This is a genomic window from Mycobacterium sp. 94-17, from assembly GCF_035617725.1.
Classification (GTDB): domain Bacteria; phylum Actinomycetota; class Actinomycetes; order Mycobacteriales; family Mycobacteriaceae; genus Mycobacterium.
In genome coordinates, this window is the sequence record NZ_JAPIYN010000003.1 from 93,122 (window position 1) to 112,397 (window position 19,276).

The 19,276-nt window shown below is 69.4% G+C and carries 20 protein-coding genes; 11 read left to right on the plus strand and 9 right to left on the minus strand.

The genetic code is table 11. From position 1 onward, the window contains the following. The first annotated feature begins 4 nt into the window (after positions 1–4). Positions 5–1,144, plus strand: coding sequence for a glycoside hydrolase family 76 protein (locus OQ789_RS05115; protein ID WP_324683949.1), 1,140 nt, complete (start codon positions 5–7; stop codon positions 1,142–1,144). Then, positions 1,141–2,493, plus strand: coding sequence for a 3-oxoacid CoA-transferase (locus OQ789_RS05120; RefSeq protein ID WP_324683950.1), 1,353 nt, complete (start codon positions 1,141–1,143; stop codon positions 2,491–2,493). The genes OQ789_RS05115 and OQ789_RS05120 overlap by 4 nt, the downstream gene beginning before the upstream one ends. Before the next feature lie 13 nt (positions 2,494–2,506). On the opposite strand, the gene OQ789_RS05125 is transcribed toward OQ789_RS05120, so the two are convergent. Beyond that, positions 2,507–3,199 carry a DedA family protein gene (locus OQ789_RS05125; RefSeq protein WP_324683951.1) on the minus strand — a complete coding sequence of 231 codons (693 nt, stop codon included), beginning with the start codon at positions 3,197–3,199 and terminating at the stop codon, positions 2,507–2,509. A gap of 83 nt (positions 3,200–3,282) precedes the next feature. On the opposite strand from OQ789_RS05125, the gene fbaA reads away from it, so the two are divergent. Then, positions 3,283–4,317, plus strand: a complete 1,035-nt coding sequence (fbaA, locus tag OQ789_RS05130; protein ID WP_324683952.1) for a class II fructose-bisphosphate aldolase — start codon at positions 3,283–3,285, stop codon at positions 4,315–4,317. A 102-nt stretch (positions 4,318–4,419) separates the two neighbouring features. Here fbaA and OQ789_RS05135 read toward each other — a convergent pair whose 3' ends face one another. After that, positions 4,420–5,292 (minus strand): hypothetical protein, encoded by an 873-nt coding sequence (locus OQ789_RS05135; protein WP_324683953.1) that lies wholly within the window; start codon positions 5,290–5,292, stop codon positions 4,420–4,422. Positions 5,293–5,412: 120 nt separating this feature from the next. Here OQ789_RS05135 and OQ789_RS05140 point away from each other — a divergent pair, with 120 nt between their 5' ends. Continuing rightward, complete coding sequence (locus OQ789_RS05140; RefSeq protein WP_324683954.1) at positions 5,413–5,826, plus strand: DUF3151 domain-containing protein; 414 nt, start codon at positions 5,413–5,415, stop codon at positions 5,824–5,826. A 4-nt stretch (positions 5,827–5,830) separates the two neighbouring features. On the opposite strand, the gene OQ789_RS05145 is transcribed toward OQ789_RS05140, so the two are convergent. Genes OQ789_RS05145 through OQ789_RS05155 form a run of 3 tightly spaced genes read right to left on the minus strand, consistent with a single transcriptional unit; the run spans position 5,831 to position 8,238 of the window. Further along, positions 5,831–6,727: a cation diffusion facilitator family transporter gene (locus tag OQ789_RS05145; protein ID WP_324683955.1), complete on the minus strand. Its 897-nt coding sequence runs from the start codon at positions 6,725–6,727 to the stop codon at positions 5,831–5,833. A 41-nt stretch (positions 6,728–6,768) separates the two neighbouring features. Further along, positions 6,769–7,551 (minus strand): site-2 protease family protein, encoded by a 783-nt coding sequence (locus OQ789_RS05150; protein ID WP_324683956.1) that lies wholly within the window; start codon positions 7,549–7,551, stop codon positions 6,769–6,771. 9 nt (positions 7,552–7,560) lie between these two features. Beyond that, positions 7,561–8,238: a peptidase M50 gene (locus tag OQ789_RS05155; protein WP_324683957.1), complete on the minus strand. Its 678-nt coding sequence runs from the start codon at positions 8,236–8,238 to the stop codon at positions 7,561–7,563. Positions 8,239–8,375: 137 nt separating this feature from the next. Between OQ789_RS05155 and OQ789_RS05160 the strand changes: the two genes are divergently transcribed. From OQ789_RS05160 to OQ789_RS05180, 5 genes are all read left to right on the plus strand, one after another. Further along, positions 8,376–9,674, plus strand: a complete 1,299-nt coding sequence (locus OQ789_RS05160) for an adenylosuccinate synthase (protein ID WP_324683958.1) — start codon at positions 8,376–8,378, stop codon at positions 9,672–9,674. After that, on the plus strand, positions 9,671–10,318 hold the full coding sequence (locus OQ789_RS05165) for a PaaI family thioesterase (RefSeq protein ID WP_324683959.1): 648 nt from the start codon (positions 9,671–9,673) through the stop codon (positions 10,316–10,318). The genes OQ789_RS05160 and OQ789_RS05165 overlap by 4 nt, the downstream gene beginning before the upstream one ends. Before the next feature lie 17 nt (positions 10,319–10,335). Then, entirely contained in the window at positions 10,336–11,592 is a 1,257-nt protein-coding gene (gene purT / locus OQ789_RS05170; RefSeq protein ID WP_420716049.1) for a formate-dependent phosphoribosylglycinamide formyltransferase, read from the plus strand. A gap of 100 nt (positions 11,593–11,692) precedes the next feature. Further along, positions 11,693–12,133, plus strand: a complete 441-nt coding sequence (locus OQ789_RS05175) for a rhodanese-like domain-containing protein (RefSeq protein WP_324683961.1) — start codon at positions 11,693–11,695, stop codon at positions 12,131–12,133. Between the two features lie 17 nt (positions 12,134–12,150). Next, positions 12,151–13,377, plus strand: coding sequence for an O-succinylhomoserine sulfhydrylase (locus OQ789_RS05180; protein WP_324683962.1), 1,227 nt, complete (start codon positions 12,151–12,153; stop codon positions 13,375–13,377). Here the strand turns inward: OQ789_RS05180 and OQ789_RS05185 are convergent. The 4 genes from OQ789_RS05185 to OQ789_RS05200 form a co-directional block, all read right to left on the minus strand. Further along, positions 13,374–14,753, minus strand: a complete 1,380-nt coding sequence (locus tag OQ789_RS05185; protein WP_324683963.1) for an NAD(P)/FAD-dependent oxidoreductase — start codon at positions 14,751–14,753, stop codon at positions 13,374–13,376. The genes OQ789_RS05180 and OQ789_RS05185 overlap by 4 nt on opposite strands. Before the next feature lie 182 nt (positions 14,754–14,935). After that, positions 14,936–15,562: a hypothetical protein gene (locus tag OQ789_RS05190; RefSeq protein ID WP_324683964.1), complete on the minus strand. Its 627-nt coding sequence runs from the start codon at positions 15,560–15,562 to the stop codon at positions 14,936–14,938. Between the two features lie 37 nt (positions 15,563–15,599). Then, positions 15,600–16,748, minus strand: coding sequence for an acyl-CoA dehydrogenase family protein (locus tag OQ789_RS05195; RefSeq protein WP_324683965.1), 1,149 nt, complete (start codon positions 16,746–16,748; stop codon positions 15,600–15,602). A gap of 11 nt (positions 16,749–16,759) precedes the next feature. After that, the gene (locus OQ789_RS05200) at positions 16,760–17,956 is read right to left on the minus strand and encodes an acyl-CoA dehydrogenase family protein (RefSeq protein ID WP_324683966.1); all 1,197 of its coding nucleotides are present in this window, start codon (positions 17,954–17,956) and stop codon (positions 16,760–16,762) included. Between the two features lie 54 nt (positions 17,957–18,010). Between OQ789_RS05200 and OQ789_RS05205 the strand changes: the two genes are divergently transcribed. Together OQ789_RS05205 and OQ789_RS05210 are read left to right on the plus strand one after the other, a co-directional pair. Next, the gene (locus OQ789_RS05205) at positions 18,011–18,382 is read left to right on the plus strand and encodes a DUF3054 domain-containing protein (protein ID WP_324683967.1); all 372 of its coding nucleotides are present in this window, start codon (positions 18,011–18,013) and stop codon (positions 18,380–18,382) included. 7 nt (positions 18,383–18,389) lie between these two features. Next, positions 18,390–19,271, plus strand: a complete 882-nt coding sequence (locus OQ789_RS05210; protein ID WP_324684230.1) for an SAM-dependent methyltransferase — start codon at positions 18,390–18,392, stop codon at positions 19,269–19,271. The last annotated feature ends 5 nt before the right edge of the window (positions 19,272–19,276 follow it).

Below are 19,276 nucleotides of genomic sequence, written 5' to 3' on the forward strand. Positions count from 1 at the left end.
AGGTATGGATCAGCTCTGGTTCAACCGCGCCGCCAGCTGCGAAGCCGCCGTCACGCAACGACACCTGAAGCGGCTGTGGGGGCTGCCCGCAACCCAGCTGGGCGTGGTGGCCTGGCCGCCGACCCGGCGCGACCGCTGGTTCGGCACCTGGCACTACTGGTGGCAGGCGCATCTGCTGGATTGCCTCCTCGACGCCCAGCAGCGCGATCCGCGGCCGCACCGGCACACCGCGATCAACCGGCAGGTCCGCTCGCACCGGCTGCGCAACAACTTCTCGTGGACCAACAGCTACTACGACGACATGGCCTGGCTGGCGCTGGCGCTGGAACGCGCCGCGCGCATCGCCGGCGTTGAGCGCAGGCGCGCACTGCCCAAGCTCGCCAACCAGTTTCTCCGGGCATGGGCGCCCGAGGACGGCGGCGGCATCCCGTGGCGCAAGCAGGACCAGTTCTTCAATGCCCCGGCCAACGGACCCGCGGGCATCTTCCTCGCGCGCTACGGAGACCATCTGAAACGCGCCGAGCAGATGGGCGACTGGATCGACCGGACGCTGATCGACCCGGAGACGCACCTGGTCTTCGACGGCATCAAAGCCGGCTCGCTGGTCCGCGCGCAGTACACCTACTGCCAGGGCGTGGTGCTCGGCCTCGAGACCGAACTGGCCGCCCGCACCGGCGCCGAGGCCAGGACCCGGCACGCGCGACGGGTGCATCGCCTGGTGGCCGCGGTCGGCGAACAGATGGCGCCTGCGGGTGTGCTGGCCGGCGCGGGCGGCGGGGACGGCGGCCTGTTCGCCGGGGTGACCGCGCGGTACCTGGCGCTGGTGGCCACGGCGTTGCCGGGCCGGGAGGCCGACGATGTGCTGGCCCGCGACACCGCCCGCCGGATCGTGCTGGCCAGCGCGAAGTCGGCCTGGGACAACCGGCAATCGGTGGACGGGCTGCCGGTGTTCGGCCCGTTCTGGGACCGCGACGCGCAGCTGCCCACGGCGGAGGGCAAACGGTCGCAGTTCGTCGAGGGAGCGGTGACGGAGTCCGAGGTGGCCGAGCGCGACCTGTCGGTGCAGCTGTCGGGGTGGATGCTCATGGAGGCCGCCTGTAACGTCTCCGCCGAGCCGTCGCACGAGGTCAGGAGCAACCTGTGAGCAGTAAGGTCCATCCCGACGCGGAGTCGGCTCTGCACGGCCTGCTCCGGGACGGCATCACCGTCGCCGCGGGCGGTTTCGGTCTGTGCGGCATCCCCGAGAAGCTGATCCAGGCGCTGCTCGACAGCGGCATCAAGGACCTCACCATCGTCGGAAACAACGCCGGCGTCGACGATTTCGGCATGGGCCTGCTGCTCAAGGGCCGGCAGGTGACGAAGGTGATCGCCTCCTACGTCGGCGAGAACAAGGAGTTCGAGCGCCAGGTGCTGGCCGGTGAGCTGGACCTGGTGCTGACACCGCAGGGCACGCTGGCGGAGAAGTTGCGCGCCGGCGGGGCGGGCATCCCAGGCTTCTACACCCGCACGGCCTTCGGCACCACGCTCGCCGAGGGCAAGGACACCAGGGTCTTCGACGGCACCGAATACGTTCTGGAGGAAGGCATTCGGGCCGATGTGGCGATCGTGAAGGCGTGGAAGGGCGACACGGCAGGCAACCTCGTCTACCGCAAGACCGCCCGCAACTTCAACCCGATGATCGCCACCTGCGGCGCGGTCACCGTGGCCGAGGTGGAGGAGCTGGTCGAGGTCGGCGAGCTCGACCCCGACCTGATCCACACCCCCGGCATCTACGTCGACCGCATCATCGTGGGCACCGGCTACGAGAAGCGCATCGAGTTCCGCACCACGAGCGGCGGCTCCGCGCTGAAGAGCGACAGCCCCATCCGCGAGCAGATGGCCCGGCGCGCCGCCCGGGAATTGCGCGACGGCTACTACGTCAACCTGGGCATCGGCATTCCGACGCTGGTGGCCAACTTCATTCCCGACGGCATCAAGGTCACGCTGCAATCGGAGAACGGCTTGCTCGGCATCGGCGCCTACCCGAGCGAGGACAGCGTCGACGCCGACCTCGTCAACGCGGGCAAGCAGACCATCACCAGCCTGCCCGGATCCAGCTTCTTCAGCAGCGCCGACTCCTTCGCGATGATCCGCGGCGGCCACATCGACTTGTCCATCCTGGGCGCGCTGGAGGTCGCGGAGAACGGCGACCTGGCCAACTGGATGGTGCCGGGCAAGATGGTCAAAGGGCCAGGCGGCGCAATGGATTTGGTGTCCGGTGTCAAGCGTGTGATCGTGCTGATGGACCACACCGCGAAAGACGGCAGCCCGAAGATCCTCAGCCAGTGCACGCTGCCCCTCACCGGCAAGAACGTGGTCGACATGATCATCACCAACCTGTGCGTCTTCGACGTCGAGCCGGGTCAGGGGCTGGTGCTCACCGAACTGCAGCCCGGGGTCACCGTCGAAGAGGTGCGCGCCAAGACGGGCTGCGACTTCAACGTCGCGGTCTGATCCCGCGCCCGCGCTACTCGGGGCTCGCCAGCCGCTCGGGCTCCTGGTCGGGCGAGACGGCCGCGCGCCTGCGCCCCCGGTAGCTGCGCCAGGCCGCCACGAACGCCGGCATCAGCGAGACGACGAGGATAACCAGCAGGATCTTCTGCAGGTGGTGGTGCACGAACGGCACGTTGCCCAGGAAGTAGCCCGCGAGCGTGACACCGCCGCCCCACAGGATGCCGCCTACGATGTCGAAGCCCAAGAACACCGGGTAGCGCATGTAGGACACCCCGGCGACGGGCGGGACGAACGTCCGCACGAACGGCGCGAAGCGGGCCAGGATGATCGCCCACGGCCCATATTTCTCGAAGAACGCGTGTGATTCGGTCACGTAGTGCTTCTTGAAGAAGCGCGAGTCTTCCTTCTTGAACAGCGCCGGGCCGATGCGACGGCCGATGAAGTATCCCGTCTGGTCGCCCAGGATCGCCACGGTGGCGACGGCGGGGGCCAGCACCCAGATGCTGGCCGGCGGGTTCGGGTGCGCGGCCAGCAGGCCACCGGTGAACAGCAGCGACTCGCCCGGCAGCAGCGGGAACAGCAGCCCCGTCTCGACGAAGACGATGATCAGGATGCCGGGCAGCACCGCGGACCCGAACACGCCGTCGGCGCCCAGCCAATACATGGGGTCGAAGATGTGGGGCAGGGCCGTCACGGCGGTGCTCATGATCCCTCAACATACCGGCCCGAGATGAGCCGCTGAGCAACCTGGACGATACTGGGAGGACCCGGCCGCAGAAGGGGGTTCAGATGCCCATCGCCACGCCCGAGGTCTACGCCGAGATGCTGCGACGCGCCAAGGAGCACGCGTACGCCTTCCCGGCGATCAACTGCACCTCGTCGGAGACCGTGAACGCCGCGATCAAGGGCTTTGCCGACGCGGGCAGCGACGGGATCATCCAATTCTCCACCGGCGGTGCCGAATTCGCGTCCGGGCTGGGCGTCAAGGACATGGTGGCCGGCGCGCTGGCGCTGGCGGCGTTCACCCGCTCCATTGCGGACAGGTATCCGGTCAACGTCGCGCTGCACACCGACCACTGCCCCAAGGACAAGCTGGACACCTATGTCCGCCCGCTGTTGGCCATCTCGGCGGAGCGGGTGGCCGCGGGCCAGGATCCGCTGTTCGGGTCGCACATGTGGGACGGCTCGGCCGTGCCGATCGACGAGAACCTGCGGATCGCCAGGGAACTGCTCGAGCTGGCCTCCGCCGCCAAGATCGTCCTGGAGATCGAGATCGGCGTGGTGGGTGGCGAAGAGGACGGCGTGGCCCACGAGATCAACGACAAGCTCTACACCTCGCCGGACGACTTCGAGAACACCATCGATGCGCTGGGCCACGGCGAGCACGGCAAGTACCTGCTCGCCGCTACCTTCGGCAACGTGCACGGGGTCTACAAGCCCGGCAACGTCAAGCTGCGCCCCGACATCCTGGCCCAGGGGCAGAAGGTGGCGGCGGCCAAGCTCGGGCTGCCCGACGACGCCAAGCCGTTCGACTTCGTCTTCCACGGCGGTTCGGGTTCGCTGACGTCGGAGATCGAGGAGTCGTTGCGCTACGGCGTGGTGAAGATGAACGTCGACACCGACACCCAGTACGCGTTCACCCGCCCCATCGCCGGTCACATGTTCGCCAACTACGACGGCGTGCTCAAGGTCGACGGCGAGGTCGGCGTCAAGAAGGTCTACGACCCGCGCAGCTACCTGAAGAAGGCCGAGGCGTCGATGTCCGAGCGGGTGGTCCAGGCCTGCGCCGACCTGCACTGTGCCGGAAAGTCGGTCGGCGCTTAGCCACGTTAGGCGACTCCGCGACACGTAAACCAGGTACACGACACGCCGATTCGCGTCGCCGTGGTTGATGGCTCGTGGAGGCCGCGTAGCCTGCGAATTGCCCTAACCGCTGGCGGACTGGCAAACCTTCCACTGGTCGTCGCGGTACTGCAGATCCAGGCTGCGGGTGGAGCGTAGCTGCGGGTCGTAGGCCATGAACGTGGTGACGTTCGCCTCGGCGTGCTGGCCGTTGACCACCACCTGATCGATGCTGGCGATCACCGGATACTGCTTGGCCGCTGATACCCGCCGGTAGGTCTCGTCCCACGCGTGTTCGTCGTAGTCGGCGTAGTTGTCGCGGGTGCTGCCGCACGTGATGGTGCGCAGCGTGGTCAGGTCACCCCGCTGGATCGCGACGTCGAAATTCTGGATGGTCTGCCGAACCTGGTCTTCCCGCGAGACATTCGCGTGTTTGCCCCGGGTGAGCAGCACCGTGCCCAGGATCGCGATAGCCGCCAGCGCCAGGACGATGACCACCAGCGCCAGTACCCATCCCCAGTTGAATTGCTTTGGTGGGCGCAGTCTTCCGCCGAGTCTCGGTGGGATCGATTGCGGGACGGCGGGTTTGGGTGGAACTCCGAACTGTGCGGCGCTGTCCTGTCCGGGCGGCGTCGCGAAGACCTCCGTGGCCGGCTCCGGCGTGGTGGCGATGATCGCGGTTTCCTTGGCGTCGAAGCCCGGCGCGGTGAAGCGACGTTCGCGCTGCGGGCCGTCCGGTATTTCCTCGGGGCCGCTCGCCGGGTCGGGCCTGTTGATCACCTCGGTCTCGGTTTCGGAGTCGTTGGGGACCAGGGGGACGACCTCGGTGCTGTCGTCTCCGGTTTCGAAGCCGGGCTCGGGCCCCCACTCGTCGCTGCGTTCGGTGCGGGACTCGCGTGGGTCGAACCCGGGCCGCTGCGGCCTGCCGCCGCGGTCGGGTTCGGATGGGTTGGGCATGAGTACTACTGTCCTCCCGCTTCGTGGGGTAGTTGCAGAGCTTAGCGACCGAGTCACGGGCCCGGCGCGATGGCCGAGGTGCGTCACGCATGCAAAAGGAGCGAGCTGCAGAATAGAGCGATGACGCCGATGGGAGATCTGCTGGGGCCCGACCCGATCCTGCTGCCGGGCGATGTCGATGCGGAGGAGGAACTGCTCGCCGGTGAGGAGCCCGGCATCGTCGCCGCCGCGCACCCGACGGCGTCGGTCGCCTGGGCGGCGCTGGCCGAGCAGGCGTTGGCCGACGACCAGGCCGTCGTTGCGTACGCCTATGCGCGCACCGGGTACCACCGTGGCCTGGACCAGCTGCGCCGCAACGGCTGGAAGGGCTACGGGCCGGTGCCCTACTCGCACGAGCCCAACCGCGGCTTCCTGCGGTGTGTGGCGGCGCTGGCGCGCGCCGCCGACACCATCGGCGAAGCCGACGAGCGGGCGCGGTGCCTGGATCTGCTCGACGATTGCGACCCCGGAGCGCGCTCGGCGCTCGGGCTTTGACGATCTAGAAGCCGCCCGCGCAATCGGTGTCGTCGGGGCAGTCGATCTGGACGGTGGCGTGCTCGAGCCCTCGAGCGGATAGGACCGTGCGCGCGTCGTGCAGGACGCGCGCGGAGTCGCCGGTGCTGATCAGGTGTGCGGTGCACATGTCCTTGCCGGGCGAGAGCGTCCACACGTGCAGGTCGTGCACGTCCGTCACCCCGTCGACGGCGCCGAGCGCGGCGCGCAGCTCCTCGACGTCGATGTGGGCCGGCGACGATTCGGACAGGATCCGCAGCGCGTCGCGGGCCAGCGCGACCGCCCGGGGCAGCACCCATAGCGCGACGAGCACTGCCACCACCACATCGGCGTAGGGCCAGTGCGTCGTCACGGTGACCACGCCGGCGATCAGGACGCCCAGGCTGCCCACGGTGTCGGCGACGACTTCCATGTAGGCGCCCCTGACCGCCAGGCTGCCCGCCGAGTGCGACCGCAACAGCAGCGCGACGAGGAGGTTGGCGGTCAGCCCGGCCAGCGCGACCACGATCATCGGCACGCCGGGAACGGCGGGAGCTTCGCTGAGCCGCCGGATGGCCTCGTAGAGGATGAACACCGCCACGCCGATCAGCAGCGCCGCATTGGCGACGGCGGTGAACACCTCGGCGCGATGCCAGCCGTAGGTGCGGGCGGGCGACGAGCTGCCGCGGCGCGCCAGGGTGACGGCGGCCAGCCCCATGAAGACGGCGACGACGTCGGTCAGCATGTGGCCGGCGTCGGCGAGTAGCGCGATCGAGTTGATCAGCAACGACGTGGCCAGCTCCACCACGAAGAACGCCGCGAGGATCGCCGCGGCCATGATCATCCGGGGGATGGTCCGGGCGTCGTCCGTCTCGGCAGGGGTGTGGTTGTGGCCTGCGCCCATGGCCCGAAATATATGCGCATAGACGCATATATGGCAAGGGATCAGAACCAGCGGCTCCAGAAGCGGGTCAGCGCGTTGCCCCAGCCCACCAGGACGCCCGGCACGCCGGACAGGTCGAACAACGACAACACCACCCCGAAGAACCAGTGGTTGAGCACCGGCGCCAACAGCAGGAACAGCAGGATGACGAAGCCCCACTGCTTGGCCGGCGCCAGCGCCCGCCGGGTGTCCGGACTCAGATGCGGTTCCAGCGCGTCGTACCCGTCCAGCCCCGGGATGGGCAGCAGGTTCAGCAGCACGGCGGTGAGCTGAAGGAACGCGAGGAACGCCACCCCGGACCACAGCACCGCGTGCATCGGGTCGAAGAACAACCGCGTCAACACCAGCAGCAGCACCGCCAGCACGAGGTTGGCCGCCGGTCCCGCCAGGCTGACCAGGGTGCGCCGGGCGGGCGTCATGAACCAGGTCCGCACGTAGACCGCCGCGCCGGGCAGGCCGATGCCGCCCAGCAGGATGATCACCATCGGCAGCAGCAGCGACAGCGCGGGGTGACTGTAGCGGCGCGGGTCCAGCGTCAGGTAGCCGCGCACGGCGGCATCGTGATCGCCGAACCGCCAGGCCGTCACCGCGTGCCCGAACTCGTGCAGGCACAGCGACACCAGCCAGCCGGAGATCACGAAGACGAAGACGCCGGCGTACGCCAGCGGCCGGGTGCTCACCCCCGCCGACCAGGCCAGGGCGGCGCCGACGCCCGTCAGCCCGATCAGGCCCAAGAAGATCGGGCTGGGCCGTACCGATTCGCGCCGGGAGGCAGGGAAGCTCACCGGTCGAAACTAGCGGACCGACAGCCAGCCTTCGATGTTGCGGTAGAACGCGCAGCGGCGGGCCGGGCGCGCAGCGGGAACGCCGTCACGCAGGACGGCGACGCCCGTGCTGCCCAGCTGGGCGGCGCGGCCGGCGACCCAACGGCGCCGGAAGCGGCCGGCGACCGCCGCGCGCAGGCCAGGCGCGGCGGGCGTCGGCTCGATCCACACGCCGGGAGCGTCGCCGTCGAACAGCGTGGTGTCGTCGACCACTGCCTCGCCGCGGATCGTGCGCGCGCCGTCCGCCGGCACCCAGCCGGCCCGGCCCACCACCACCGACCCGGTCTCGTCGCGGATCAGGGGCACCCGACGCGCGGCGCCGAGCGTGGCCCGTCGCGCCGCCCGGAATCCGGCCGGCAGGCGGTAGATCCCGGTCGCCCGGGTGCGCCGCCGCGGCGCGTAGGCGACCTCGACGTCCAGCCGCTCGGCACGCAGCAGCCGGGTCAGCACCGCGGCCAGCTCGGCGTCGCCGCCCAGCACGACCAGCCGACGGAATGCGCCGACGGCGGCGTCGAGGGCCGCCGGGTCGCCGGCGTCGTCGACCCGGACGACGGCCAGGTCGGTGAGCGGCCGCGGCACCCGGCGGCCGCCGAACGCCAGCACCGCCATGTCGGCGGCGCGCGCGCCCGCCCGCACCGGCTCTGTCATGCCTGTCTCGCCACCTCCTGGCTTAAGCTGATCTGCCCGGCTCCTGCGCCGGCCAGCGGCGGCTTGCACGGTCGCCAGGCTAGGGTGGGTCACCGGCTGGACCACAATACGCAGGCGAGATCAGGTGGGAGCGTGTCATGCCGGCAATCGTCCTCATCGGCGCCCAGTGGGGCGACGAGGGCAAAGGTAAGGCCACCGATTTGCTCGGTGGCCGCGTTCAGTGGGTGGTGCGCTACCAGGGCGGCAACAACGCCGGGCACACCGTCGTCCTGCCGACCGGCGACAACTTCGCGCTGCACCTCATTCCGTCGGGAGTGCTGACCCCGGGTGTCACCAACGTGATCGGCAATGGCGTGGTGGTCGACCCGGCCGTGCTGCTCGACGAGCTGAAGGGCCTCGAAGACCGCGGCGTCGACACCTCCAAGCTGCTGATCTCCGCCGACGCGCACCTGCTTTTGCCCTACCACGTGGCCATCGACAAGGTCACCGAGCGCTACATGGGGAACAAGAAGATCGGCACCACCGGCCGCGGTATCGGCCCCTGCTACCAGGACAAGATCGCTCGCATCGGCATCAGGGTCGCCGACGTGCTGGACCCGGAGGTGTTGACGCACAAGGTCGAAGCCGCGCTGGAGTTGAAGAACCAGATCCTGGTCAAGATCTACAACCGCAAGGCCCTGGATCCGCAGCAGGTGGTCGAGGCCCTGCTGGAGCAGGCCGAGGGTTTCAAGCACCGAATCGCCGACACCCGGCTGCTGCTCAACAGAGCGCTCGAGGCGGGTGAGGCCGTCCTGCTGGAAGGCTCGCAGGGCACGCTGCTCGACGTCGACCACGGCACCTATCCGTACGTCACGTCGTCGAATCCGACGGCGGGCGGCGCGGCCGTGGGTTCGGGTATCGGCCCCACCCGCATCACCGCCGTGCTGGGGATCCTCAAGGCCTACACCACTCGCGTGGGCTCGGGCCCGTTCCCCACCGAGCTGTTCGACGAGAAGGGTGAATACCTGTCCAAGACGGGCGGCGAGTTCGGCGTCACCACCGGACGGCGCAGGCGCTGCGGCTGGTTCGACGCCGTCATCGCCCGCTACGCCACCCGGGTCAACGGCATCACCGACTTCTTCCTGACCAAGCTCGACGTGTTGTCCAGCCTGGAGACGGTTCCGGTGTGCGTCGGCTACCAGATCGACGGTGCGAGCATTCACGAGATGCCGATGACGCAAAGCGATTTGGCGCGGGCTCAACCCGTCTACGAAGAACTGCCCGGCTGGTGGGAGGACATCTCGCAGGCCCGCGAATTCGACGACCTGCCCGCCAAGGCCCGCGACTACGTGCTGCGGCTGGAAGAGCTTGCCGGAGCCCATATTTCGTGCATCGGTGTGGGCCCCGGGCGGGAACAGACCATCGTGCGCCGCGACGTGCTGGCGGCCCGTCCGTGACGGGCGCCGTCCAGGATCCCAAAGACCTCGATCCCGAATACGCGCACCACGGCGGCTTCCCCGAATACGGGGTGGCCAGCCCGGGCCCGGGATTCGGGCGATTCGTGGCGGCCATGCGAAGGCTGCAGGACCTCGCCGTGTCGGCCGACCCCGACGACGACACGTGGGACGACGCGGCCGATCGTGTCGCGGCGCTCACCGAGTTGCTGGGACCGTTCCAGGCGGCCGTGGAGGGCAGGGCGCCGGCCGGACGGACGCCGGACCTGCCCGGCATGGGCAGTCTGCTGTTGCCGCCGTGGACGTTGACGCGGTACGAGCCCGACGGCTGCGAAATGCGGGGCCATTTCACCCGCTTTCACGTCGGGGGCAACCACGCGGTGCACGGCGGTGTGCTGCCGCTGCTGTTCGACCACATGTTCGGGATGGTCGCTCACGCGTCGTCGCGCCCGATCAGCCGGACGGCGTTCCTGCATGTCGACTACCGCAAGATCACCCCGATCGACGTGCCGCTGGTGGTACGCGGACGCGTCACCGGCACCGAGGGGCGCAAGGCGTTCGTGTCCGCGGAACTCCTCGACTCCGACGACACGCTGCTGGCCGAGGCCCACGGCCTGATGGTGCAGTTGCTCCCAGGTCAGCCCTGAGTTCCGGCGGCCCGCCTATCCTTGACGGGGTGACCGACGGACGGGACGACGAAACGACGGAGCTCGTCGTGCCCCGGCACGCTTCGGCACGTGACGAACCCGGGCCGCCCGCCGCCGACGGCAGGACGACGGTGGTGCTGCTGGGCGGCGGGGAGATCAGCCGGGAGCTGGCGATCGATCTGGGGCGCCTCGGAGCCCGGGTGGTCGCCGTCGACCAGGATCCGCACGCACCCGCGCACGGGGTGGCCGACCAGGCCCTGGTGCTCCCGCTGACCGACGCCGCCCAGGTGTCCGCGGCGCTGCAACGGCTGCGCCCCGACGTCGTGGTGACCGCGGCCGACGCCGTCGCCGGCCAGACCCTCGAGGCCCTCGACGGACTCGCGGCCGCCGGAAGCCATATCGAGTTGGTACCCAGTGCCCGCGCCGCGCGGCTCAGCGCCGACCGCGAGGGCCAGCGGCGGCTGGCCGCCGACGAATTGGGGCTGCCCACCGCGCCGTTCTGGTTCGTCGGGTCGCCGGGCGAGCTCGAGGCGGTGGGCGCGCACGCCGGCTACCCGTTGTTGGTCAAGCCGGTGGCCGGGCCGGCGGGCCCGCGGCAGTCGGTGGCGGCGCGCCGCGAGGACCTCGGGGCGGCGTGGCAACGCGCGGTGGACGGTCACGCGGGCCCCGGACAACCGCGGGTGCTGGCCGAGACCGTGGTCGAGGTCGAGTTCTGCGTGACGTTGCTGGCGGTGCGCACCGAAGGTCCGAACGGACCGGTGATCGACTTTTGTTCGCCGATCGGCCATCGCGGCCCGGGCGGGCAGGTGCGCGAATCCTGGCAGCCGCAGAAGATGAGCGCGGCGGCGACGGACGCGGCGAAGTCGATCGGCGCGCGGATCGTGAAGGCGCTGGGCGGGCGTGGCGTCTTCGCGGTCGAATTGATGGTCAACGGTGACGAGGTGTACTTCGTCGATGTCATGTCACACCTCGGCGACAGCGTCTGGGTGACACTGCGCAGTCAGCGGCTCTCGGCGTTCGAACTGGCGGCCCGCACGATCCTGGGCCTGCCGGTGGACACCATGATGGTGTCGCCGGCGGCCGCCCGCGGGATCGATACGCCCGGCCCCCACGACCCCGCCGCGCTCAGCGGCGCGCTGAGCGTGCCCGAGAGCGACCTGCGGGTGGTCGGGCGCGGCTACCGGGTGTTGGCCTCCGCACCCGAGGTGGCGACCGCCCGCGAGCGCGCCGGGCAGGTCGCCGGCCGGCTCGTCGGGCCCGAGTCGCCCGGCTGAGCCCGCGAGGCGGCCCGTCCGAATCCACCGCCCCCGGATGGGTACGGCGACCGCCTCGATAGATAGGGTGGCTGACAACGGACGACGAGGGAAAACGAGCATGAGCACAGAGCGCGCACATTCCTATGCCGGGGACATCTCGCCCCTGGACGCATGGAAGCTGCTCAGCGACAACCCCAACGCCGTGCTGGTCGACGTGCGGACCGACGCCGAATGGCGATTCGTCGGTGTGCCCGATCTGTCCAGCCTCGGCCGCGAGGTGTTGTTCCTGGAGTGGAATTTCTCCGATGGACGGCGCAACGACAAGTTCGCCGGCGAGCTGCGCGAGCAGGTGGGGGCCGCCGAGGGCGATGCGCAGCGCCCGGTGCTGTTCTTGTGTCGCTCCGGAAACCGATCCATCGGCGCCGCCGAGGTGGCGACGCAGCTGGGCATCACGCCGGCTTACAACATCCTGGACGGCTTCGAGGGCCAGCTCGATGCCAACGGCCATCGGGGTGAAACAGGTTGGCGGGCAATAGGATTGCCCTGGAAGCAAGGCTGAGCGGGGCTGTACCGGGGATGACTTCGGCCCACGACGATTCCGTTCGCATGCCTGCGGCGCTGCCCGACGGGGTCAGCCAGGCGACCATCGGCGTGCGCGGCGGGCTGTTGCGTTCGGGGTTCGACGAGACCGCCGAGGCGATGTATCTGACGTCCGGCTACGTCTATGAATCGGCGGCGATCGCGGAGCAGGCGTTCACCGGCGAGGTGGACCGCTTCGTCTACTCGCGCTACGGCAATCCGACCGTGGCGATGTTCGAGGAGCGGTTGCGCCTGCTCGAGGGTGCCCCGGCGGCCTTCGCCACCGCGAGCGGCATGGCGGCGGTCTTCACCTCGTTGGGCGCGCTGCTGGGCGCGGGGGACCGGCTGGTGGCGGCGCGCAGCCTGTTCGGCTCGTGCTTCGTGGTGTGTAACGAGATCCTGCCGCGCTGGGGGGTCGAGACCGTCTTCGTCGACGGCGACGACCTGGCGCAGTGGGAGCAGGCGTTGTCGGTGCCCACCACGGCGGTGTTCTTCGAGACGCCGTCGAATCCGATGCAGTCGCTGGTGGACATCGCCGCGGTGAGCGAGCTCGCCCACTCCGCGGGGGCAAAAGTGGTGTTGGACAACGTGTTTGCCACTCCGCTTCTGCAGCAGGGCATTCCGCTCGGCGTCGACGTGGTGGTGTACTCCGGCACCAAGCACATCGACGGCCAGGGCCGGGTGCTCGGCGGGGCCATCCTGGGTGACAAGGAGTACATCGACGGCCCGGTGCAGAAACTGATGCGCCACACCGGGCCGGCGATGAGCGCGTTCAACGCCTGGGTGCTGGTGAAAGGCCTTGAGACGATGGCGGTCCGGGTGGAACACAGCAATTCCTCGGCCTTCCGGATCGCCGAGTTCCTGGAGGGCCATCCGGCGGTGCGTTGGGTGCGCTACCCGTATCTGTCCTCGCACCCGCAGTACGACTTGGCCAAGCGCCAGATGTCCGGCGGCGGAACGGTGATCACGTTCGCGCTCGACTGCCCGGACAGTGCCGCCAAGGGGCGCGCCTTCGAGGTGCTCGACAAGCTGCAGCTGATTGACATCTCGAACAATCTCGGCGACGCCAAATCCCTTGTCACGCATCCCGCGACCACCACGCACCGGGCGATGGGCCCGGAGGGTCGCGCGGCGATCGGGCTCGGTGACGGCGTGGTGCGCATCTCCGTCGGGCTGGAAGGCACCGACGACCTGATCGCCGACATCGATCGCGCGCTGAGTTAGCCCGCCTGTTTCTCGGCCGAGTCGAGGTGCTCGGCCGCCGCCAGCGTGCCGTCCTGCGCCTGGCGCGCCAGCCAATCCACCATCGTTCGCGCGTAGATCATCTGGCTGGTGATGGCCATCTGGCCGCGGCTGCGGCCAAGGAACGAGATGCCCCAGGCGAACATGGCGGCGATGCGGTTGCGGTGGCCGATGAGGTAGTACAGGTGCAGCACCAGCCACGCCAGCCAGGCCAGGAACCCGGCGAACTCCACCTTGCCGACCTGCGCGACGGCGCTGTACCGGGAGATCAGCGCCATGCTGCCCTTGTCGACGTACTTGAAGGGCTTGCGCGCGGCCGGATCGTCCTGGCCCTTGGCGGCCTGTTTGATCACGGTGGCCGCGTATTTGGCGCCCTGAATCGCGCCCTGGGCCATGCCGGGGACGCCGGGCACCGACATCAGGTCGCCGACCACGAACACGTAGGGATGCCCCTTAACGGTCAGGTCGGGCTCGACGACCACCCTTCCGGCGCGGTCGGTTTCGGTTCCGTCGGACTGCTCGGCGAGCATCGCGCCCAGCGAGCTGGCCTGCACCCCCGCCGCCCACACCTTGCACGCGCATTCGATGCGGCGCTCGGCGCCGTCCTTCTCCTTGACCGTGATGCCCATGTAGTCGACCGCGGTCACCATCGCGTTGAGCTGCACCTCGACGTCCATCTTCTCCAGCCGCCGTTGCGCCTTGAGCCCGAGTTTGGGACCCATCGGCGGCAGCACCGCGGGCGCCGCGTCGAGCAGGATGACCCGGCATTCGCTGGGGGTGATCGTCCGGAATGCCCCGGCCAGCGTGCGCTCGGCCAGCTGGACGATTTCGCCGGCCAACTCGACACCGGTGGGCCCGGCCCCGACCACCACGAACGTCAGCCGGCGCTTCCGCTCGGCCGGGTCGGTGGCCACCTCGGCCGCCTCGAACGCGCCGAGGATACGGCCACGCAACTCCAGGGCGTCGTCGATGCTCTTCATCCCGGGCGCGAAGGCCGCGTACTCGTCGTGGCCGAAGTAGGACTGCTGCGCCCCGGCGGCCACGATCAGGCTGTCGTAGGGCGTCACCGTGTCCATGCCCATCAGATGGGATTTGACCGTCTTCGCGGTGAGGTCGATGTCCGAGACGTCTCCCCACAGCACCCGCACGTTCTGCTGGCGGCGCAGGATCAGCCGGGTGGTCGGCGCGATGTCGCCTTCGGACAGGATTCCGGTGGCCACCTGGTACAGCAGCGGCTGGAAGACGTGCGTGGTCGTTTTCGAGATCACGGTGATGTCGACGTCGGCGCGCTTGAGCGCCTTGGCCGCGGACAGCCCGCCGAAGCCGCTTCCGATGATGACGACGCGATGGCGCGACATGCCTGTCCCTTCTTCACGCGTGGGCCCCGGGGTCGATGTTCCCCAGCGCACGTCCCACCGTACGACGCCACCCCGGATAAAGGCGAGCATCCGCGAATACCGGTGCGCCCCGCGCCGCGCATGAGCGAGCGGGAATCTGAAATATGCTGTGGCAGAACAAATTTCACCCCGCCAGGCGCCGACTAGAACGGCCAGGCGTTGGCATCGTTCTTGTACTTGACGTTCAGCGCGCTGCAGAAGTCGGAGGCGGTGCCGGCGAGCAGGATGTAGTAGGTCTCGCCGCCACGGCTTTGATAAGAGGTGGGGGTGGTCCAGCCGAAGTCGCACATCGCGGCCTGGCCACCGGCCGCCGTCCTGCGCCAATTGGTCTTGGCGCAGGCGACCAGTCCGTCGACGTTCGGGGTCGCGCTCTTGGCCGCCACCAGCATCGCGCCGCCCCATTGGCCGTCGTTGCGGCGATAGGCACGAGCGCCGAATCCGGCGTTGTTGGTCTGGCAGGTCAGCGCCCGGCGCAGCAGCGAGAAGGGACCCGCGAGCTGCTGGTTGCCCGCCCCGGCCGCGGCCGTGATGAACTGCGCCGCATCCGAGCCGTCCGCCTCCTGGACAACGCCCGGGTTGCCAAAGCTGAAGAGCTGCTGGGAGATTCCCGGCGCGGCGGCCGACCCGCCGCCGACGATCGGCCCACCGCCGCCGGACGTCAACGTGGGCAGCGAGCCGGCGGGATCGGCGCCCGCCGCGGGCAGGCCGGCGGCGACGCTCAGTGCCAGCAGCGCGAGCATGCCGCGAATCGGGCGGGCGGTGAGTGTCATGACCCTTATTTCAGCACGGGCGGGTGGCCGGCCGTGGTCAGATGCCGAGGTCTTTGGCGATGATCGTCTTCATGATCTCGTTGGCGCCGCCGTAGATGGTCTGGATGCGGGCGTCGACGAAGGCCCGCGCCACGCTGTATTCGCGCATGTAGCCGTAGCCGCCATGCAGCTGTAGGCAGCGGTCGGCGGTGCGCACCTGCAGCTCGGTGGTCCACCACTTCAGCCGCGCGGCGCGCGCGGCGGTCAGCTCGCCGGCCAGGTGCTCGGCCAGGCAGTCGTCGAGATAGGTACGGGCGACGTCGATTTCGGTCGCGAGTTCGGCAAGCACGAATTGGCTGTTCTGGAAGCTGGCGATCGGTGAGCCGAACGCCGTGCGGTCGCGCACGTAGTCGAGGGTCTCGGCGAGGATGGCTTCGGCGGCGGCCACCGCGCCCACCCCGAGCGCGAGCCGCTCCTGGGGCAGGTTTCTCATCAGCTGGTAGAAGCCTTTGCCCTCGTCCTCGAGCAGGTTGGCCCTGGGCACCCGCATGTCGGTGAAGGTGAGCTCGCTGGTGTCTTGGGCGTGCAGGCCGATCTTCTCCAGGTTGCGGCCGCGCGAGAACCCGGGTGTGGCGGGGTCGACGACCAGCAGCGACAGGCCGTGGTGGCGACCCGGGGAGGTGCGCACCGCGACGACGAAGAGGTCGCCGACCTGCCCGTTGGAGATGAACGTCTTGGCGCCGTTGACGACGTAGTCGTCACCGTCTGGCACCGCGGTGGTGCGGATCCCGGCCAGGTCGCTGCCCGTGCCGGGCTCGGTCATCGCGATGGCGAGCACCGTCTCGCCGGTGACCACGCCGGGCAGCCAGCGCCGTTGCTGTTCGGGTGTGGTCAGGTCGGTGAGATACGGCAGCACCACGTCGTTTTGCAGCGTGAAGGCGATGGCCTCGGCGGCGGCGCCGGCGCGCTGCAATTCGTCGATCACGATCGCGTTGTAGCGGAAGTCGCGCACGCCCGGGCCGCCGAGTTGCTCGGGCACCGAGAAGCCCAGCAGGCCGAGTTTGCCCGCCTCGATGAACAGCGAGCGGTCCCATTGGCCGTCGCGCTCCCAGTTCTCGTGGTTGGGCACCACCCGCTGCCGGACGAAATCGCTTACCAGTTCCCGGAACTGGTGATGCTCGGACGTGTACTCCAGGCGTGTGCCCATCGATGCCCCTTTCAGCGGAAGGCGTCGCTGCCGGTGAACGCCTGGCCGAGGACCAGCTGATGCATCTCGGGCGTGCCCTCGTACGTCAGCACCGACTCCAGGTTCACCATGTGCCGGATGACGGGGTATTCCAGGGATATTCCGTTGCCGCCCAATATGGTTCGTGCGGTGCGGCAGATCTTGATCGCCTCGCGGGTGTTGTTGAGCTTGCCGAAGCTGACCTGCTCGGGACGCAGCCCGACGCTGTCCTTGAGGCGGCCGAGGTGCAGCGACAACAGCTGGCCCTTGTGCAGCTCGACCGCCATGTCGACGAGCTTGGCCTGGGTCAGCTGGAAGCCGGCGATGGGGCGGCCGAACTGGGTGCGCTGCGTGGAGTAGTCCAGCGCGGCCTGCCAGGCCGAGCGGGCCGCCCCCATGGAGCCCCACACGATTCCGTAGCGGGCCTCCGACAGGCAGGACAGCGGCCCGCGCAGTCCCTTGGCCTCGGGCAGCATCGCCTCGGCGGGCACCCGCACGTCGTCGAGCACCAGCTCACTGGTGACCGACGCCCGCAGCGACAGCTTGTGGTGGATCGTGTTGGCGCTGAATCCCGGTGTCGTGGTGGGCACGAGAAATCCGCGAATCCCTGCGGATTCACCGTCGTCGGTGGCGGCCCAGACGACGGCGACGTCGGCGACCGAGCCGTTCGTGATCCACAGTTTGCGCCCATTGAGAACCCAGTCCGAACCATCTTGGCGCGCATGGGTTTTCATCGCGGCCGGATCGGAGCCGACGTCGGGCTCCGTCAGTCCGAAGCAGCCGAGCAACTCGCCGCTGGCCATGCCGGGCAGCCACTTTTGCTTCTGTTCCTCGGACCCGAAGCTCCAGATCGCGAACATCGCCAGCGAACCCTGCACCGAGACCATCGAGCGGAGGCCGGAGTCGGCGGCCTCCAGCTCCACGCAGGCCAGCCCGTAATGCACGGCGGAGGCGCCGCCGCAGCCGTACCCGTCCAGGTGCATGCCCAGCAGGCCGAGTTGGCCGAACCCCTTGGCCAATTCGCGGACCGGTAGGTCGCCGACTTCGAACCACTCCGCGACGTGCGGAAGAACGTGTTCGGCGCAGAATTCCCGGACGGTGTCACGCACCGCCAACTCGTCGCTGGAGAGCGAGGCGTCGAGGCCGAGCGGGTCGTCGCGGTCGAAGGCGGGTGGTGTCTGAGTGCTCATGGGATCAGCCTGCCACTAATCGGCCATCGCACGACGTCCCGGTAGTCTGCCCGCATGCCTAGGCTCAAGCGACCGGCCTGGCTCGCGGTCGATGTCGTCGGGGTGCTGGTGTTCTGCACCGTGGGGCGACGCAGCCACGACGAGGGTCTCGATGTCACCGGCGTCGCCGTGACGGCGTGGCCCTTTCTCACCGGCACCGTCGTCGGGTGGGCGCTCTCGCGCGCGTGGCGGCGGCCGGCCGAGTTGGTGCCGACCGGGGTCGTCGTGTGGTTGTCCACCGTGGTCATCGGCATGCTGTTGCGCAAGGCGACGTCCGCGGGCGTGGCGGCGAGTTTCGTGGTGGTCGCGACGGCGGTCACCGCGCTGCTGTTGCTGGGCTGGCGGGCGGTCGCCGCGCTGACCGTGCGGCGTCGCTCCGGTGTCTGAGGCGACCATGGCGCAGACGGCCGATGTGGCGGTGACCGCGACCCTCGGCGCGGCCGCGCGGGCGCTGGCCACCGGCAAGGGCCTGCTCAACGATCCGTTTGCCGAGCCGTTGCTGTGCGCCGTCGGGATCGACTACCTCACCCGGGCGATCAAGGGCCGCGTGTTCACCGACGACGACGGCGACGACCCGGCGATGACGGCGCTGATGGACGCGCTGGCGGCGCATACGCGGTTCGTCGACGAGTTCCTGGCCGGCGCCGGTCGCGCGGGCATTCGCCAGGTGGTGATCCTGGCCTCGGGCCTGGACACCCGGCCGTACCGGCTGTGGTGGCCGCGGGGGACCACGGTGTACGAGATCGATCAGCCGCAGGTGCTGGATTTCAAGGCCGACGTGCTGCGCGGGCTGGACGCCGAATTGGCCGCCCACCGGTGTGCGATCGGCATCGATCTGGCTCAGGACTGGCCGGCGGCGCTGCGCCGGGTGGGGTTCGACGCGGCCCGACCCACGGTCTGGGTGGCCGAGCAGTTGCTCGTCGGGTATCTGCCGCCCGGCGCGCAGAACCAGTTGCTGAACGGCGTCACCGCCGCGAGCGCCCCCGGCAGCCGGTTCGTCGCCGACCACATGCCCACCTGGAATCCGTTGCGGCTCGGGGCCGAGCGCGCCTTCGTCGACGGCTGGCGCAGGCGGGGCCTGGACGTCGATCTGGCGAGCCTGACCTATCCCGGCGAATATCATTATGTGCCAGAATATTTGGCGTCGAAGGGTTGGCGGACCGCCGGGCACGACATCACCGGACTGCTGGGCGCGCTGGGGCTGAGCAGGCGGCGGAGGACCCGGCCCGGCGACTCGGAGTTCATCCCGGAATACGTCACCGCGACGCGCGCTTGAGACTT

Bases quoted from the DNA above. Each gene is read 5' to 3' on its own strand.
- OQ789_RS05115 (WP_324683949.1), top strand. From the start codon at position 5: ATGGATCAGCTCTGGTTCAACCGCGCCGCCAGCTGCGAAGCCGCCGTC.
- OQ789_RS05125 (WP_324683951.1), bottom strand. From the start codon at position 3,199: ATGAGCACCGCCGTGACGGCCCTGCCCCACATCTTCGACCCCATGTAT.
- fbaA (WP_324683952.1), top strand. From the start codon at position 3,283: ATGCCCATCGCCACGCCCGAGGTCTACGCCGAGATGCTGCGACGCGCC.
- OQ789_RS05135 (WP_324683953.1), bottom strand. From the start codon at position 5,292: ATGCCCAACCCATCCGAACCCGACCGCGGCGGCAGGCCGCAGCGGCCC.
- OQ789_RS05140 (WP_324683954.1), top strand. From the start codon at position 5,413: ATGACGCCGATGGGAGATCTGCTGGGGCCCGACCCGATCCTGCTGCCG.
- OQ789_RS05145 (WP_324683955.1), bottom strand. From the start codon at position 6,727: ATGGGCGCAGGCCACAACCACACCCCTGCCGAGACGGACGACGCCCGG.
- OQ789_RS05155 (WP_324683957.1), bottom strand. From the start codon at position 8,238: ATGACAGAGCCGGTGCGGGCGGGCGCGCGCGCCGCCGACATGGCGGTG.
- OQ789_RS05160 (WP_324683958.1), top strand. From the start codon at position 8,376: ATGCCGGCAATCGTCCTCATCGGCGCCCAGTGGGGCGACGAGGGCAAA.
- OQ789_RS05175 (WP_324683961.1), top strand. From the start codon at position 11,693: ATGAGCACAGAGCGCGCACATTCCTATGCCGGGGACATCTCGCCCCTG.
- OQ789_RS05180 (WP_324683962.1), top strand. From the start codon at position 12,151: ATGACTTCGGCCCACGACGATTCCGTTCGCATGCCTGCGGCGCTGCCC.
- OQ789_RS05185 (WP_324683963.1), bottom strand. From the start codon at position 14,753: ATGTCGCGCCATCGCGTCGTCATCATCGGAAGCGGCTTCGGCGGGCTG.
- OQ789_RS05190 (WP_324683964.1), bottom strand. From the start codon at position 15,562: ATGACACTCACCGCCCGCCCGATTCGCGGCATGCTCGCGCTGCTGGCA.
- OQ789_RS05195 (WP_324683965.1), bottom strand. From the start codon at position 16,748: ATGGGCACACGCCTGGAGTACACGTCCGAGCATCACCAGTTCCGGGAA.
- OQ789_RS05200 (WP_324683966.1), bottom strand. From the start codon at position 17,956: ATGAGCACTCAGACACCACCCGCCTTCGACCGCGACGACCCGCTCGGC.
- OQ789_RS05205 (WP_324683967.1), top strand. From the start codon at position 18,011: ATGCCTAGGCTCAAGCGACCGGCCTGGCTCGCGGTCGATGTCGTCGGG.
- OQ789_RS05210 (WP_324684230.1), top strand. From the start codon at position 18,390: ATGGCGCAGACGGCCGATGTGGCGGTGACCGCGACCCTCGGCGCGGCC.